12 protein-coding genes are annotated in these 17,506 nt (G+C 34.5%); 7 read left to right on the top strand and 5 right to left on the bottom strand.

The annotated features are described in order from the left end of the window. Positions 1-67: 67 nt before the first annotated feature. On the top strand, positions 68-1,171 hold the full coding sequence (gene thiO / locus AC6EJB_RS08160) for a glycine oxidase ThiO (RefSeq protein WP_498490856.1): 1,104 nt from the start codon (positions 68-70) through the stop codon (positions 1,169-1,171). A gap of 36 nt (positions 1,172-1,207) precedes the next feature. On the opposite strand, the gene ndk is transcribed toward thiO, so the two are convergent. After that, entirely contained in the window at positions 1,208-1,663 is a 456-nt protein-coding gene (ndk, locus tag AC6EJB_RS08155; RefSeq protein ID WP_498490855.1) for a nucleoside-diphosphate kinase, read from the bottom strand. A 142-nt stretch (positions 1,664-1,805) separates the two neighbouring features. Between ndk and speA the strand changes: the two genes are divergently transcribed. Further along, the gene (speA, locus tag AC6EJB_RS08150; protein ID WP_498492998.1) at positions 1,806-3,749 is read left to right on the top strand and encodes a biosynthetic arginine decarboxylase; all 1,944 of its coding nucleotides are present in this window, start codon (positions 1,806-1,808) and stop codon (positions 3,747-3,749) included. A 1-nt stretch (position 3,750) separates the two neighbouring features. Here the strand turns inward: speA and alaS are convergent, their stop codons facing one another. Further along, positions 3,751-6,411, bottom strand: coding sequence for an alanine--tRNA ligase (alaS, locus tag AC6EJB_RS08145; protein ID WP_498490854.1), 2,661 nt, complete (start codon positions 6,409-6,411; stop codon positions 3,751-3,753). Positions 6,412-6,705: 294 nt separating this feature from the next. On the opposite strand from alaS, the gene AC6EJB_RS08140 reads away from it, so the two are divergent. Genes AC6EJB_RS08140 through AC6EJB_RS08130 form a run of 3 tightly spaced genes read left to right on the top strand, consistent with a single transcriptional unit; the run spans position 6,706 to position 10,909 of the window. Further along, complete coding sequence (locus AC6EJB_RS08140; protein WP_498490853.1) at positions 6,706-8,481, top strand: flavin reductase; 1,776 nt, start codon at positions 6,706-6,708, stop codon at positions 8,479-8,481. Positions 8,482-8,483: 2 nt separating this feature from the next. Continuing rightward, complete coding sequence (locus AC6EJB_RS08135) at positions 8,484-10,334, top strand: flavin reductase (RefSeq protein WP_498490852.1); 1,851 nt, start codon at positions 8,484-8,486, stop codon at positions 10,332-10,334. Between the two features lie 50 nt (positions 10,335-10,384). After that, entirely contained in the window at positions 10,385-10,909 is a 525-nt protein-coding gene (locus AC6EJB_RS08130; protein ID WP_498490851.1) for an NADPH-dependent FMN reductase, read from the top strand. 30 nt (positions 10,910-10,939) lie between these two features. Here the strand turns inward: AC6EJB_RS08130 and mrdA are convergent, their stop codons facing one another. Genes mrdA through AC6EJB_RS08115 form a run of 3 tightly spaced genes read right to left on the bottom strand, consistent with a single transcriptional unit; the run spans position 10,940 to position 13,764 of the window. Further along, entirely contained in the window at positions 10,940-12,748 is a 1,809-nt protein-coding gene (gene mrdA / locus AC6EJB_RS08125) for a penicillin-binding protein 2 (protein ID WP_498490850.1), read from the bottom strand. Between the two features lie 22 nt (positions 12,749-12,770). Further along, on the bottom strand, positions 12,771-13,136 hold the full coding sequence (locus tag AC6EJB_RS08120; protein WP_498490849.1) for a hypothetical protein: 366 nt from the start codon (positions 13,134-13,136) through the stop codon (positions 12,771-12,773). A gap of 16 nt (positions 13,137-13,152) precedes the next feature. Further along, positions 13,153-13,764, bottom strand: a complete 612-nt coding sequence (locus tag AC6EJB_RS08115) for a DUF8672 family protein (RefSeq protein WP_498490848.1) — start codon at positions 13,762-13,764, stop codon at positions 13,153-13,155. 322 nt (positions 13,765-14,086) lie between these two features. Between AC6EJB_RS08115 and AC6EJB_RS08110 the strand changes: the two genes are divergently transcribed. Together AC6EJB_RS08110 and AC6EJB_RS08105 are read left to right on the top strand one after the other, a co-directional pair. Beyond that, positions 14,087-14,404, top strand: a complete 318-nt coding sequence (locus tag AC6EJB_RS08110; RefSeq protein ID WP_498490847.1) for a hypothetical protein — start codon at positions 14,087-14,089, stop codon at positions 14,402-14,404. A gap of 759 nt (positions 14,405-15,163) precedes the next feature. Next, the gene (locus AC6EJB_RS08105; protein ID WP_498490846.1) at positions 15,164-17,449 is read left to right on the top strand and encodes a tetratricopeptide repeat protein; all 2,286 of its coding nucleotides are present in this window, start codon (positions 15,164-15,166) and stop codon (positions 17,447-17,449) included. Positions 17,450-17,506 lie beyond the last annotated feature (57 nt).

The following is a 17,506-nucleotide window of genomic DNA, read 5'->3' as shown; positions in this document are numbered from 1 at the left end:
GAAAAGCTCTGTCATGGAAGCTAACGTAATCTAAAACATTGAAAATAACATTTTCCAAATCCAAGCAATGGGTGTCTTAAATGAAAAACCATTGTTAATCCTCGGAGGAGGATTAATGGGTCTTGCAATAGCCCATGAACTTGCTCAAAGAGGTAAACGAGTAGAAGTTTTAAGCAGAAGCAGAAGTGAAGCAGCGGGCTTTGTTGCTGCTGGAATGCTAGCTCCTCATGCTGAAGGGCTTCAAGGTAATCTTTTAGATCTTGGTCAAAGTAGTCTTCAAAGCCACCCTAGATGGATAGAAAACATTGAGACAAATAGCAAAATGTCATGTGGTCTCAAAACTTGTGGGATTGTTGTCCCATTTGAAAGTCTCAAAGACTGTGAATCCTACCCAACATATAAATTTGGTGAAAAGCTAAACAGGAATGAGCTCCTTAAAGAAGTTCCTGGACTCTCAGAAAAATGGAAATTGGGTTTACTTTTTAGACAGGACGGTCAAATCGATAATCGAAGACTATTAATGAGAGCCCTTGAAAAAGCTTGTGTTGAATTAGGTGTTCACTTTCAAGAAGGAGTTGAAGTAATTGAAATAATGAAAGATTCAAATAAATTTAATGGGGTCAAAATTAAAGATATTAATGGAAATATCAATCATTTAAAAAGCGAAGAGGCAGTTCTCTGCTGCGGAGCTTGGAGCAAAGAAATATTTAAAACACTCCCTATTTTTCCTGTTAAAGGCCAGATGCTATCTATTCAGGGACCAAAACAGATTCTAAAAAGAATTATTTTTGGACCTGGCATTTATTTAGTTCCAAGAGAGGACGGTCTAATAATCGTAGGAGCTACTAGTGAGCGTGAGGCAGGCTTCCAAAAAGGACTTACTCCAAAAGGACAACGCGAGCTTCAAAAAGGAATACAATCTCTCATACCTGAACTGAATCAACTACCTCATATGGAGAGATGGTGGGGTTTCCGTCCATGCACACCAGACGAAGGACCTTTACTGGGAATGTCATCAATTAATGGCCTCTGGCTGGCTACTGGGCATCACCGCAATGGAGTTCTTTTGGCAGCGATAACTGCAGAATTAATTGGAAAATCAATTTGCTCGAGCTCTTTAAGTAATGAGGAAAGTACTTTGTTGTCCAAATTCAGATGGAACAGATTTTAAAAACCACCAAAAAAAATTGTGAGGTTCAACAATAATTTATTCAACTCTCCATGATTGATCTGATGGAGTCCATTCAACAAGTTCATTTTTCTGGAACCATAGATCAATTTCAAATACTGCTGTATCAGAACCATCAGAACCATGAATGACATTACGACCAATGTTCACAGCTAAATCACCTCTAATAGTTCCAGGTTCAGCCTCAAGAGGCTTTGTTGCTCCAATCAATTTTCTCGCACTTGCAATGACACCTTCACCCTCCCAAACCATTGCCACAACTGGGCCACTTGTTATGAAATCAACTAAACCTGAAAAGAAAGGGCGTTCTTTATGAACACCGTAGTGTTTTTCAGCAAGCTCTTTGGTTGGTGTGAGTTGCTTGAGACCAACTAATTTGAATCCTTTAGTTTCAAAACGACCAAGAATCTCAGAGATTAAACCTCTTTGCACACCATCTGGCTTGATAGCAACAAAGGTTCTTTCCAAAGTCATTGCGATATTCAATAATATGAAGCCATAGTCTTCCTAAAACTACCCTCTTGGCAAGTAAAACATGACACTTAATAAAACTGTTCTTAGATTTAATTGTATTAACCGTGAATGATCAAAACTTGAAAATTTTTTTATCGCATAAATTGCTGTGAAGAATACTATTCAATCTCCTTCTTGGACTATCCAAAATAGCTCTGACCTCTATGGGATTAATAGATGGGGGAAGGGTTATTTCACTATCAATGAAAAAGGGAATATTGCTATTTGTCCCCATGGTTCCAGAAGAAAATCTCATGATCTGATGGAACTCTTAGATGAACTAGAAAGTCGAAAACTAAAATTTCCTCTTTTAATTAGATTTGACGATATTCTTGAAGACTGCTTAAAAAACTTGCATAAAGCTTTTGAAAAAGCCATTAGTGACTTTCAATATCAAGGAAAATACCAAGGTGTATTTCCAATTAAATGTAATCAACAGCGTCACGTAGTTGAAGAATTAATCACCTGTGGTTCCAAGTGGCATTTTGGCTTAGAAGCTGGAAGCAAGCCAGAATTATTAATTGCTTTATCAATTCTAGAAGATCCTAAAGCTTTACTCATATGTAATGGCTATAAAGATCAACGTTATGTTGAGACAGCTATCTTAGCACGTCAACTTGGACGTCAACCTATAGTAGTTATAGAACAAGCTAGTGATATTGATATGATTATAAAATCAAGCAACTCACTTGGAGCATCTCCGCTCATAGGAATAAGAGCCAAACTCTCAAGTCAAAGCAGTGGAAGATGGAGTAGCTCGATTGGTGATAAGTCGAAATTTGGACTTTCAATTCCAGAAATATTGAAAGCAACCCAAAGTTTAAAAGAAGCAAAACTTCTCAATGAATTAAAGCTTTTACATTTTCATCTAGGGAGTCAAATTAACGATATAGGTATTTTAAAAGATGCCTTACAAGAAGCTGGACAAATTTATGCAGAATTAATTAATCTTGGAGCACCCATGGGATACTTAGACGTTGGAGGTGGATTAGGAATTGATTACGATGGAAGTCAAACTGCTTCAATAGCATCTACTAACTACTCACTTCAAAATTATGCAAATGACGTAGTAGCAACAATTAAAGAGTGTTGTGAATCAAAAAAAATACCCCTACCAACTTTGATTACGGAGAGTGGAAGAGCTATTGCTAGTCACTTCTCAATCTTAATCTTTAATATTTTAGGCAAAAATTCATTGCCTTCTGATATTCCTAAAGAAGACGAAAAAGAATGTCTCTCTGTGAGAAATTTACGTGAAACATTAGTCCATATAAATTCTCTAGAACTTAAGCACGAAGAAGATTTAGCCAAACTACAAGAAGCATGGAATGATTCTCTTAAATTTAAAGCAGATGCACTAGCGGCTTTTCGTCTCGGTTATATAGATTTAGTTGAACGTGCAAAAGCTGAGCAGTTGACATGGACCTGTGCAAAAACAATTGTTAATCAATTACCAAAAAATATACTTCTACCTAAAGAACTAAAGAAATTAAGTGAAAGTTTAGCTGTAACGTATTATGCAAATCTTTCCGTATTTAGATCGGCTCCAGACACTTGGGCCATTGATCAAGTTTTTCCAATAATGCCAATCCATCGGCTTAGCACAGAACCGAACAAACTTGGTCACTTTGCAGATTTAACATGCGATTCAGATGGAAAGCTTGATCAATTTATTGACAATGGAAAAATTAAAAATTTGCTACCTCTTCATGAATTTAATCAAGACGAAAAATATCTAATTGGTCTTTTCTTAGGTGGCGCCTATCAAGAAGTCATGGGAAATCTACATAATTTATTTGGGAGTACTAATGCAGTCCATATAAGATTTACAGAGAAAGGGAAATATAAAGTTGAGCATGTCATTCGTGGGAATACAAAATCAAATGTTCTTGAATATTTGGAGCATGATCCAGAAATATTATTAGAGCGATTACGAAAATCAAGCGAATCAGCTATTCAAGGCGGGCATCTAAAAATCCATGATGCACAAAAACTCATAGAGCATGTAGAAGCAAGCCTCCGTCAAAGTACTTACCTACAGAGCTAAATTAAGACAATTGTTGAGTCAAATCCTCATTAGCTTTTTCTAAAGCTAGATCCAAAGATTGAGGTTGACTACCACCAGCTTGGGCGAGATTTGGACGACCACCGCCACCACCACCGCACATTTTTGCAACCCCACTTATGAATTTGCCTGCATGTAAACCATCTGAGACTAAATCAGGAGAAAATGCAGCAACAAAAACTAATTTATTATCGATCTCCTGATTTGGAATACCTCCCAAAACGACAGCAGAATACTCACCTAAATGATCTAACAAACTTGTAGCTGCAGATTGCAATCCCAAACCATCAACTCCATCTAAGCGTCTAACTAATAATTTAGTCTTACCAACAGATTTTGCATAACTCGCCAAACCCAATGCCTTAGCTAATGCGAGTTCATTCCTCACCTTGACAAGTTCTTTTGTTTTGTCTTTCAGTTCAAGCTGCAGAGATGCGACTCTATCAACAATTTCATATGACTGCACCTTAAATGATTTACTTAACTCTTTTACTACCACATCACGTTCATTAAAATAATCTAAAACGGATGGGCCAGCTATAGCCTCTATTCTTCTAATACCTGAAGCAATACCTGCCTCATTAATAATCTTAAACGTACCTAATTGTGACGTACGAGTCACATGGGTCCCTCCACATAACTCCATAGAAACACCTGGAACATCCACAACACGTACCACATCACCATATTTCTCACCAAACATTGCCAAAGCACCAGCTGCCATAGCTTCCTTGATTGGCATCGTTTTAATTTGAATTGGATGATCTTCATCAATCCATTGATTTATCCGTACTTCCATATCATTAAGTTCTTTGTTTGTAAGGGGTTTTGGAGCATTAAAATCAAATCTCAATCGATCATTTGAAACTAACGAGCCTCTTTGACTTACACTTGAGTCGATAAATATTTTTAAGGCAGATTGCAATAAATGTGTAGCAGTGTGATTTGATGTTGTTCGCTGACGAAAAGATGGAGTCACATTCATCTGAACCGATGAGTTAACTTTTAGAACTCCAGTTTTAATCATTCCAGAATGAATAAAAATATTCTTCTTTTTTCTAACATTTTCTATAGACACCTCTAAATCTTGAGACGTTATTAAGCCTTTATCTCCGATTTGGCCACCCGACTCAGCATAAAAAGGCGTTTTATTAACAATAATCTTGACTAAATCACCCTCAACAGCTTGTTTCACTAATTCATTATTTTTAAAAATGCCTATCACAGTAGAAGTGGTTTCTAACTTTTCATAGCCCTCAAATCTTGTTTCATCAAATAAAGAAATTTCTCTTTCAATGGAACCTTCTTCAGTTAAATCAATACTGACAGAAGCCTCTTTTGCACGTTTACGTTGCTTTGCCATCTCATTTTCAAAACCAGTAATATCAACAGAAATACCTTTTTCATTAGCGATCTCCTCAGTTAATTCCAAAGGAAAACCATAAGTATCATAAAGCTCAAATGCCTGCGCACCAGAGATAAGATCACATTCACGAGCTGTTATCTCTGCCAAAAGTTTTTCTCCCCGCTCAAGAGTTTCAAGGAAACGAGATTCTTCTATTTTTAACTCATTAAGAATAATTTTCTTTTTCTCCAGTAATTGAGGATAAGCATTGTTCATCAGCTCAATAGCAACTTCAGCTAGCTGAGGTAAAAACGATTGATTAATCCCTACCAGTCGACCATGTCTAATCATACGCCGTATGAGACGACGAAGAATATAGCCTCGCCCTAGATTACTAGCAGTTACACCATCACAAATCAAATGAGTGACAGCTCTGCAATGATCTCCAATAATTTTTAATGATGTTTGATTTTTTTTATTTGTAGTTTCGTAATTAATTTTGGCTAACAAAGCCGCTGACTCAATAAGAGGAAAAATAAGATCCGTTTCGTAATTATTAGATTTTTTTTGCAAAATTTGAGCCATTCTTTCTAAGCCCATTCCTGTATCAATATGACAATTCGCCAATGGTTCAAGAGTGCCCTTTAAGTCTCGGTTGTATTGCATAAAAACCAAATTATAAAATTCTATAAATCGACTATCGTCTTCAAGATCTATACCATCACTTCCTAATTCGGGTTTAAAATCAAAATACAGTTCCGAACATGGACCACAAGGTCCTGTAGCTCCAGATGACCAAAAATTATCAGAAGCACCCATTCTGATGATTCTCTTTGCATCAACCCCTTCAACTTCTTTCCATATTTGCTCTGCTTCTAAGTCTTCTTCAAAAACACTAATGACTATATTCTTTGGACTCAGTCGAAAAACTTCAGTAGTTAATTCCCAAGCCCATTGAATTGCCTCTTTTTTAAAGTAATCACCAAAAGAAAAATTACCAAGCATCTCAAAAAAAGTATGATGCCTAGCTGTTCTCCCTACATTTTCAATATCATTTGTTCTAATACATTTTTGACTGGATGTTGCTCTAGGAGTAGGAGATTCTTTCAATCCTAAAAAAATAGGCTTAAAAGGTAACATCCCCGCAATTGTCAATAAAACAGTTGGATCCTCTGGAATTAAAGAAGAACTTTCAAGTTTCTTATGATTATGTTTGGTAAAAAAGTTTATAAATGCCTCTCTTATTTCATCTCCTGTAAGAAATGGCGGATTCATTAAGGTGGAGGAATTTTTTTCCATACCTAAAAATTATCTTTAAAAAGGTTTTTGAAAACAATCACAAAAATGGTCAGATTGGCTCGACTTGCCCTTAAACAATAACAAAATGGAAACCCATGAGACTTCGTAAGACAAAATATTCAAAAAAATCCGTCGAGATCCATACCTATTGCAAACAAATAATATTTACGGGAAGCAGTATCACACGTGCAAACCTCAATATCCTATTATAGTAAAATATGAACTAGGTATTTTCACTCAGCAATCTAATTTGTTGCAGCTTTCTAGCTCTCTCTGATTAATGGCTTTAGGAACATGATTTTTACTGAATCGACAGCTTTAGAAAATCAGAAAAAGGATACTCCTAGGCTTTCACTGCAATATGAAAAAATCGCTGAAGACACACACACTTTAAGATCGTTGGATTGGGATCGGAGCAGGTTTGATATTGAATTTGGCCTTCGAAATGGAACTACGTACAATAGCTTTTTAATAAGAGGCAAAAAAACTGCACTTATAGATACAAGTCATTTAAAGTTTAAAAATATTTGGTTTGAAAAACTAAGACAAGAAATCAATCCAACAGAAATTGATTATTTAATAGTCAGTCACACAGAGCCAGATCATTCAGGACTCATTAAATACTTAATTGAATTAAACCCAAATATTGAAATCGTCGCATCTAAAGTAGCTATAAAATTTCTAGAGGACCAAATCCATCAACCTTTTAAGTCAAGAGCAGTCAAAAGTGGTGAGAATCTAAATTTAGAAATTAATTCAATCAGCGGAATCGAGCACAACATTGAATTTATTAGTGCGCCAAATCTACACTGGCCCGATACTATTTTTTCTTTTGATCAAGGTACACAAGTTTTATATACTTGTGATGCATTTGGTTTGCATTACTGTTCAGAAAAATTGTACGACGAAAATCCAAGTCTATTAAATGAAGATTTTCGATTTTATTACGACTGCCTAATGGGTCCTAATGCCCGTAGCGTAGTTCAAGCATTAAAAAAAATTGATGCTTTGCCAACCGTCCAAACTATTGGTGTTGGACATGGACCAATCCTTAATTTTAATACGCAGTTATGGCTGAATAATTATAGAGAATGGAGTAAGCAAAGAAGTAAAGGAGATAACTATGCTGTGGTTTGTTATCTCAGCCAATATGGTTTTTGCGATCGCCTTAGTCAAGCAATTGCTCATGGTATAGGCAAGGCAAATGCTCAAGTGCAATTAGTTGATCTTATTGCTTCAGACACTCAAGAATTAAGTGCTCTAATTAGTGATGCAAGCGCAGTGGTTGTACCAACATGGCCAATCAAATCTGATTCAGAATTACATAGTAATATTGGGACACTACTTGCATCATTAAAACAAAAGCAATGGGTAGCTACTTATGATTCATATGGCGGAAATGAAGAGCCAATTGACTTTATTACTAACCAATTAAGAAAGCTTGGACAAAAAGAAGCATTTAAACCACTTCGAGTACGTGACGAACCGAACAAAAGTGTTTATCAACAATTTGAAGAAGCTGGTACAGATTTAGGGCAAATTCTCACTAGAAAGAAAAATTTAGCTGCTACTAAAAGCCTTGATGGAGACTTAAATAAGGCACTGGGTTGCTTAAGCGGTGGACTCTATATTGTTACTGCTAAAGACAGTGAAGGCACGGACAGGCGAGACGGTGCGATGGTTGCAAGTTGGGTTAGTCAAGCAAGTTTCGAACCTCCTGGAATAACCGTAGCGGTAGCTAAAGATAGAGCCATTGAATCACTATTACAAGTCAATGATCTTTTTGTTCTCAATATCCTTCAAGAAAACAACTATTTGCACCTCTTCAGACACTTCTTAAAACGTTTTCCACCTGGTGCTAATCGATTTGAAGGAGTTGAATTAATGAATGATCTTGCGGCTGGGGGACCAGTTTTATCTGATGCGTTAGCGTTCCTTTCATGTAAAGTTATCAAAAGAATGGAGACAACAGATCATTGGATCATTTATTCATCAGTTGAAAAAGGTAATTTATCCAATACTCAAAATAAAACAGCAGTTCATCACAGAAGAGTTGGTAGTAATTATTAACAATGATAGTAGAGAACATTTCATCATCAAATTTAAATGCTTTCATAAAAAAAACCATTCAGATTCCTATTGAGGAGAACTTTATTTGCTTAAGAAGCCTAAACCCAAAAAGAACAAGATTTGAAGTTGAATACTCTCTTGAAAAAGGTAGTTGCACTAATTCTTTTCTATTTAATTCTTCTCAAGATGAACATTCTAAATCACATGATTATATTTTAATTCATCCTCCTGGTTTAACATTTGAAAAAGAATTTTTAGAAGAGTTTGAGACATTAATTAGCAGTGATTCGTCTGCAATAAAGTTAGTCATGGGTCATATCAATCCCAACAAAGTAGCTTTTGTGAAAAGAATGAATGTGAAATATAAAAATTTAACGGTTATTTGTTCTAATCCAGGTGCAAAATTATTCAAAGAGATTTGGAATTTACGAAAACCATCGCAAAATACAAATCCTAAAGAAGCATTTGAGACAGTTGAAGTTCTTCCAAATATACAGATCATTAAACAATTAGAAACTCTTTCACTCGACAGTAATTTTGAGATTACGTTAATTCCCGCGCCAACAGCTCGCTGGCCTGGTGGACTAATTGTTTTTGAAAAGCAAACTGGTTTATTGATGAGTGATAAATTATTTGGTGCGCATGTTTATGAAGAAAAATGGGCTGAATTAAACAGTTGTAGCACCGAAGAGGAGAGAAGACATTACTTCGATTGTCTAATGGCGTCAATGTCTACGCAAGTGAATAGTATTATCGAAAAATTTGAAGACTTTGAGATTGATACGATAGTACCTGGACATGGACCTGCAATCAGCGGTAGTTGGAGGAGTTTATTAAACAACTACCAAAGCTGGGGAGAAAGCCAAAAATACAGCAATTTAAGAGTCGCTTTATTATTTGCTAGTGCATATGGAAATACTGCTGCTATTGCGGATGCTATTGCTAGAGGAATTAGCAAAACAGGAGTCAAGGTTAAGATTATTAATTGTGAATTCACCGCATCAGATAGCTTAGTCACTGAAATTCGTAAAGCAGATGGTTATTTAATTGGATCGCCAACATTAGGAGGACATGCACCCACCCCGATTGTTTCAGCACTTGGCTCGCTTTTGGCTGAGGGAGATAGAGGAAAGCCTGCTGGAGTATTTGGAAGTTATGGATGGAGTGGGGAAGCCCTTGATTTACTTGAAAAAAAATTAAAAGATGGAGGCTTTAAATTTGGATTCGAACCTATCAAAATCAAATTCAGTCCTGATCCTTTAATCATTAAAAAACTTGAAGAAACAGGTATCCAATTTGGTAAACAATTAATTAATGCAAAATCACGCCAACAAAGAAAGGCTAATGTTGGTTTAAATACAAGTAAAAGTGATCCAACAATTAATGCACTAGGAAGAGTTGTAGGATCACTATGTATATTGACTGCGCAAAAAGGAGATGAAGATAATCTGATTAGCGGAGCTATGGTTGCAAGTTGGGTTAGTCAAGCAAGCTTTTCTCCTCCTGGTATTACGATTGCAGTCGCTAAAGAAAGAGCTGTAGAAAACTTACTGCATACAGGAGATAACTTTGCTTTAAACATTTTAGAGCAAGGCAATTACCAAAGCCTCCTTAAACAATTTCTCCAATCATTCAAGCCTGGAGATAACAGATTTGCCAATCTTGAGATTAAATTAAGTCCAAGCAATCAGCCATTATTAAATGAAGCTTTAGCTTGGCTGGAGGGTACAGTAAGTCAACGAATGGAGTGTGGGGATCATTGGCTGATATATGCTGAAATTAAACATGGAAAAGTCATTAAAAAAGATGGAGTAACAGCAGTTCATCATCGAAAAACCGGAGCGAACTACTAGATTCATTACAAAAACGACATTATCCATTCACACTTCCCTTTTGATTCACAATGTCTAATAAAAAGCTTCTTGTTATAGCTGCTAGTAACGGTGAAAATCTCAAACTAGCCAAAAGATTTCTAGTCGCAGGCAAAGAACTAAATTACTCATGCGAATTACTTGATTTGACAGAATCAAAAAATGATTTACCTATATTTAATCCACGTCATAATTCAAAAGATAAAGCACCAGAAAATATTAAGTCGATCAATACTCAAATGGAGAGCCACTCACACTGGGTTATTTGTGCGCCTGAATATAACGGCTCAATTCCTCCAATTCTTACAAATACGATAGCTTGGCTGTCTGTCCAAGGAAAAGATTTTCGAAGTTTATTCAACGAACGTCCAATTGCAATTGCAAGTTTTTCAGGAGGAGGATGTATGGAATTATTACTTTCAATGCGAATTCAATTAACTCACCTTGGGGCTTTAGTCTTAGGTCGTCAATTAGCTACGAATAAATCAAAAGTTGCTGATGATAAATCAATCAACGCCATTCTAAATCAACTACTACAACTAAATCACTCTAATTAATTCTACCACTCAATCTTTATCGCTACTTAATTACTCATTAGAATTTAACTTATACCATGTCTGCAAAATTTTTTTTGCCATTGGTAAAGCATGTACTGAACCACCACCAGGAGTATTCTGAGCAAATGCAACAATAACTATTTCTCCAGACTCATAAGGTGCAAACCCAGCAAACCATGCATGATCAGCACCTCCACTACTATCTTCAGCAGTTCCAGTTTTACCAGCTACTGGAGGTAGAGAAAGAGCCTCCTGATTCATTGCGATACCAGTCCCACTCGTTACCACTTTTCGAAGTCCTCGCCTAATTGTTTCGATTGTTGTTTCTTTAATATCTACTTTTTGTAAATACTTTTCTGATCTCCAATCTTTTCTATCATCAACTAAATGAGGCGTAATCAAGTAACCTCCATTTGCAAAAACTGCATATGCTCGTGCTAATTGTAATGGAGTAACTTGAACCACTGACTGACCAATAGATGCACTAGCCATATCCTCTACAATCCACGGCGTCTCTCCAGGATTCCCCCACCCACGCCCCTGCGCGGCCCATTTTTTATTGCCTACTAAGCCCTTATTATCCTCAAGAAAAGTTTCTATACCAGTATAGTTATTGAAGCCAAGTTTGATTGCCGCATCATATAAAGCCTTGGAGCCAGACCCTACTCCTACTTGATAAAAAAAAGTATTACTAGATACTCTCAATGCATCTTCATATCCAATCCAACCAAAACCTCTTTTGTTATATTCAGGAAAGCAATGACTCCCAAAAGTAATACAAGGAACCGTATTTAATTTTCGACTTGCTGGGAATTTACCACTTTCCATGCCTGCAATAGCTGTTACAGGTTTCCATGTACTTCCTGGATCATATGCATTAAATGCTCTACTCAAAAGGGGGAGATTTGATGACAAAAATAAGTTGTCATATTGACTATTAGTAAAAGGCTGAGAAAAAAAATTCAGGTCAAAAGTAGGTTGGCTAGCAATTGCCCTGATTGCACCTGTTCGTGGATCAAGCACCACTATTGCTCCAGCAACTTTATCAGACAAAACTTTTTCGGCTATTCGTTGTAGCTCCAAATCAAGGGTTAATGTGATGTCCTCACCAGCCTGTGGCAACTTCAACCCTAGACTTCGTTGAACCGTGCCTATTGAATCAATCTCGAGCATTTCTCCACCCCACTTACCTCTTAATCTTTTTTCAAAAGCAGCCTCTATACCTTTTCTGCCAATTCGATCTGATAATTTATAACCTTTTTCTGAAAGATTAGAAAACTCCTTTTGAGTTATCAACTGTGTATAACCTAAAACATGAGCAGCTAAAGACTTATATGGGTAATTTCTGACTAAAGAAATATCTATCTGAGCACCATACAGGTTTCTCTCTTGTTCTTTAAATTTAATAACTTGCTCCTCAGATAAATCATTTAATAATACTTTTTTATAAGGTGTGTCTGAATTATTTCTATTAAAAGCAAGCTCTAATTGATTTGAGGAGATATTTAATAAGTCAGATAAAGATTTTCGCAGCTCAGTCCATAAATTATCATTTAAGAGTCTAGGTTGAACTGACAAAGAGTAAATTAATTTATTGTCTACAAGCACGACACCATTTCGATCTAATAATCTTCCTCTTATTGGTGGGTTTGCAATTAGCTTAATTCTGTTTTCTTCTGAAAGTTTTTTATGATATGACCCATTAATTATTTGTATCCAAAAAAGACGGGCACCTGTTACAAAGAAAATTAAACAAATAAACAAAAAGAATACTATAGGTTGATTAAAAGCACCTACATGCTTTTTAGAACTCAAATAAAATTTTTCATTTTTCTTCATTTCATGAATATATTTTTATCATCTAAGTATTTGAGTCATTGCTAATCAAATGCCTTAGGTGATCTAACTGACTATCAATTCTATTTAAAGTTGAAAGTAAAGAATCTTGATCATAGGTTTCAGTATTAGGATCATTGTCTTCAACAGTCACTTCAACTGAAACTACTGGATAACCTAAGCCAGGAAAAACTTGATCAATCTTATCTCTTAAGTTTTTTGCAGAGGTTTCTCCCTCAACCTGAAATTCTAAAATAGGATCTTTTGATCTCAGTACACCCATTACTTTTTTCAAGCCACCAGTTTTTACATTCTTAATTAAACCGATACCAAAAGGCAAGGCTGACTCCATTGCAAAGGAATGCAAATCCCTTAATTGATCTTTAGCCATAATGGCTGTGAATAAGCTACTTCAGGATACTTGTTTCTGAGGATGAAAAGTAAGGAGTACAACTATTGTTTGAAATACCCATAGACCAACCAGTGACTGTTGATATCACTATTATTGCTGCGAATGGAAGAAAAGCTTGATGGGTAGTTTCAAGAGTCAACCATTCTCGCCAACCTCTTAGGAACCGTTCTCTAGCAAATCTATTCCTTTCTCTTGAAGCTTGATTAACTTTCTTCTGAAAAGATTTTTGTACCCAGCGTTCAAAAGACCTTTTCTTCGTGACTGCCATTTTTCTTTCTACTTCTAACAATTGTCCTGCTGTAAGCTCAGGGTGAAAAGTACTTATTAATTCAAGCGTTTTCAAAAACATTTCAACTGCAGCATCTTTAATAATCCGCTCTTCTTCTTTAAGAAAAGTCCAATCAACTTCTGGATAAAAACGAGCTCTATTAACATTTATCTGCTCTTCGCCTAACTGACCAGGCTCTCTCAACCATCTATCAGTGTTATTGTCGAAGCGACGCCAATAGAGAAAAGGATTAATATAAATAACCTTCCCTGAGATGGTTATACTATCCTTCTGGAGCCGTCGGCTTAACTGCGAATCAGTCTGCTGTGCAACAGTCAAAGGTAATAAGCTATTGAACTAAGTTATCTTTTTTTTTTGAACTAGACCACCCCTTAATAGGATCAAGCTAGTTGCCAATAAGCAATATCAAATTGCCTTAACTTTAATAGGAAATAAAAATTGCTTGCCATCAATTTTTATTTCCATCTATTCGCTACTAATCTCACTTTAAATGCTAAGTGACTTACTCCATACTTAATTATCTATAAAATGTTCCAAAAGATATCCAAATTCTTACATGAATAAGTATATTTTCTAATCAAATTCTGCAAAACAAGGATAATTCAGTTATGTTCATTGCGAACATAACCAAACAAAGACGATGCTTCGCAAGCAAGAAAAAAATGCAATTACAAGAGGAGTTATCCTTGCTATCGGATGGGGGTGGGGATTAGACAGATTTTATGAAGGTGATAAAAAAGGAGGAATTCTCTCAATATTTGGCTGGGGCATCATCTTTACAAGTTTTCTATTTTTAAAATGCTCAGGTATTGAGTATGTTGATGGTGTAAAAGATTATTCCAACTACAGTCCTAATCCTTATATTATTCTTCCATTAGTTGCTGGCTTATATGGAATATATTTAATTATCCGAAAAGGATTTAAATTAGCAAAACAGTTTGAAAATGCAGAAGACTAAGAAAGATCAACGATTAAAAAACAAGTAATTCTTATTAATATAAGTCATTTTGCTTTTTGATAGTGACAAAAAGTCCTCATATGCGTAACAATTAATTAACAGGACAACTCCTCACACAATCGTTCTGTTATTAAAGCACCCCACTTCATATAAGCAGGGTGCTTTTTTAATGCTTCAATTTGAAAATCAACATATGTGATAAGCTCGAAAATAACCTGCTCTATGTAGGGATCCTTTTCCTGTGAATATAAATTTCTTTCAGTAGGAGTTGGGAAAATCCCCAGTGGAAACAAGGGAATACTTGCGTCTTATCTCATAAAAAACCGCTTAATTTTTACAAGGGACTTTTTTATGCATATTTTGAGTTCGAAAGAATTCAGAACTGTTTTCTCCACACTATTTGAGAAATAAAATCGGATTTATGAGGTAAATTTTAGGAATCTAACTTTAATCCAATGACTAACAACAATCAAGAGGCGAAAAAACTATGGCAATAACAGAAAAGTTATGCTTGCTTATGGCATTATCCAATTGACCTCCAAGATCGTTTCTGCATGGATCTTACTCTTAGTGCAACAGCATTAGATTTGTATTCGAAAGACCAAAAATCCTCACTTTTGAACGTGTTGAGGAAAGGCAAGCGAGCTGTGAGAGTGCTTCCAATTCACTTCGATTTTGTAATGGAGGAAAATAATAAAAGTTAAAATAATTTTGGTATTGATAGTAAAATAAAAAATAAGAGGATAGAAAAAGAGATAGATGAACGAATCAGGAAACAGAAACTCAAAACAAATTGAGAAGGTTATAACCTTTCCTATCCCATTTTCGGAAGAAGAAAATCAAAAAAATACTAGTAATTGTATTGAATTAAACTCTAAGTCAAGTAAACAAGAAAACATTACTAAAGCACTTAAGTTTCATTCAGAAGGAAATATTGAGCAGGCAAAAAAATATTATCAAATTTGCATTAGTCAAGGGTCAAAAGATCCAAGAATTTTTGCAAACTATGGAGTTATCCTAAAAAATCTCAATAATTTCAGAGAAGCTGAAATACAAACTCGCAATGCAATTCAAATCAACCCTCAGATGGCAATAGCTCATTATAATTTAGGAACAATTTTGAAAGCAATTGGTAATTTAAAAGAAGCTGAGAAATTTACTCGTAAAGCTATTAAACTAGATTCTAGTTATGCTAAAGCTTATTATAATTTAGGAACAATATTGAGAGAGAGTGGTAATTTAAAAGAAGCTGAGATCAATTTCCGAAAAGCGGTACGATATAAACCAGGTTTAGCAATAGCGCATTACGAACTGGCTTCGACACTAGTAGACATAGGTAATTTAAAAGAAGCAGAAGTATCTATACGTAAAGCAATTACAAATGAAGATAACCTTTCAATTGCTCATATACTTTTTGGCACAATCTTAACCGAACTAGGAAAATCAGAAGAAGCACTCAGTTGTTATTTGAGAGCTATTGAAATTGATAGCAAGAGATCAGAATATTATGCTATAACATCAAGATTTTTGAGGGATGCAGACCCTTCAAAATTTGATAAAAAAAGGTTAAGGACTATTTTAATTATGTTATTAAAAAGAAATGATATACCTCCCAAAGAAATATACAAAGCTTTTAATTATTTATATCAAGATAAATTAAAAACTTTTGATAATAAATCGAAATTAATAGACAATGAAACTTTTGAAGAATTAATAAAAGACGAATTACTAGTTATTGGGGTAAAAAAAATTACTTTTAGAGACTATGAATGGGAAAGTTTCTTATCTAAAGTTAGAGAAGAGTTTAGTAGTTTAATAGCTAATAATAAAAAACAAATTAACTACTTACAATTACAATTTATTATAGCTATAGCAGAACAATGTTTCTTCAATGAATATATCTTTTGTATGAGTATTAAAGAAGATAATGATATCAAAAAAATTATTAATAGATGTAATTGTGGACATATAACTAAATCATATATATCAATTATAGCATGTTATTTTCCATTATATAAACTTCTAGATAAAATAAAAAATTTACAACAAAATAGTTCAACAGATAAAAACTTCTTAAAGCTAATGAATTTGCAAATATCAGAACCTTTGAAAGAAATTGAATTATCTAAAAAAATAAAAAAAGTAGGTTCTATTAAAGATAAGATTTCCCAAAAAGTAAAATCACAATATGAAGAAAACCCATATCCTAGATGGAGATATGGAAATCCGTATAAAGACTTAAATGCCTCTCATACACAAATAATTAACGTTGGAATAAAACCTAACCTTATAAAATCGAAAGAAATAGAAAATGAGATCAAAATTTTAATAGCAGGTTGTGGAACAGGGAATCAAATATTAGAAGCTCAAAGATATAAAAATGCTGAAATAACAGCAATAGATTTAAGTTCTTCTAGTCTATCTTATGCACAAAGAAAAATTAATGAGCTTGGAATCATAAATGTCAAGTTATTTGAAATGGATATTTTAGAAGTATCCTTACTGAAAAAAAAATTTGATATTATCGAATGTGATGGGGTCTTGCACCATATGGATGATCCGTTAAAAGGATTAAAATCATTAATCAATGTATTAAATGATAATGGTTTTCTAAAAATAGGCTTATATAGTGAAATAGCTAGACAAGATATAGTAAAAGCAAGGAATTATATTTTAAATAAAAAACTTAAAGCTAATAAAAATGATATTCGCTCATTTAGAAAAACAATTTTTACAAGAAAATCAGTAGAGATAAATTCATTATTATCAAGTCCAGATTTTTATACACTATCCGCCTGTCGGGATCTCTGCTTCCATTCGAAAGAACATAGATTTACCATTCCTGAATTAAAAAAAATCTTTGATTCACATGAATTAAAATTTCTTGGTTTCTTAATAACTCAAGAAGTTAAAAGTCTATATCAAAACTATTTTCCAGAAGATAGGTTGCAAACAAATCTATATAATTGGGAAAAGTTTGAAAAGCTCCATCCTATTACTTTCAGAGGTTGCTATAGATTTTGGGTATCAAAAAAAGCTGATTAAAATCAAATAAAAAAATTTTTCTAAAAAAACTATAAATAAAAATAGTGTTAGTAGTAA

This window comes from Prochlorococcus sp. G4PB17, from assembly GCF_059772445.1.
Note: the sequence above shows the minus strand (reverse complement) of the source record. Positions and strands in the feature narration are given on the sequence as shown.

Bases quoted from the DNA above. Each gene is read 5' to 3' on its own strand.
- alaS (WP_498490854.1), bottom strand. From the start codon at position 6,411: ATGGAAAAAAATTCCTCCACCTTAATGAATCCGCCATTTCTTACAGGA.
- AC6EJB_RS08105 (WP_498490846.1), top strand. From the start codon at position 15,164: ATGAACGAATCAGGAAACAGAAACTCAAAACAAATTGAGAAGGTTATA.
- thiO (WP_498490856.1), top strand. From the start codon at position 68: ATGGGTGTCTTAAATGAAAAACCATTGTTAATCCTCGGAGGAGGATTA.
- AC6EJB_RS08135 (WP_498490852.1), top strand. From the start codon at position 8,484: ATGATAGTAGAGAACATTTCATCATCAAATTTAAATGCTTTCATAAAA.
- ndk (WP_498490855.1), bottom strand. From the start codon at position 1,663: ATGACTTTGGAAAGAACCTTTGTTGCTATCAAGCCAGATGGTGTGCAA.
- AC6EJB_RS08110 (WP_498490847.1), top strand. From the start codon at position 14,087: ATGCTTCGCAAGCAAGAAAAAAATGCAATTACAAGAGGAGTTATCCTT.
- AC6EJB_RS08140 (WP_498490853.1), top strand. From the start codon at position 6,706: ATGATTTTTACTGAATCGACAGCTTTAGAAAATCAGAAAAAGGATACT.
- AC6EJB_RS08120 (WP_498490849.1), bottom strand. From the start codon at position 13,136: ATGGCTAAAGATCAATTAAGGGATTTGCATTCCTTTGCAATGGAGTCA.
- mrdA (WP_498490850.1), bottom strand. From the start codon at position 12,748: ATGAAGAAAAATGAAAAATTTTATTTGAGTTCTAAAAAGCATGTAGGT.
- AC6EJB_RS08130 (WP_498490851.1), top strand. From the start codon at position 10,385: ATGTCTAATAAAAAGCTTCTTGTTATAGCTGCTAGTAACGGTGAAAAT.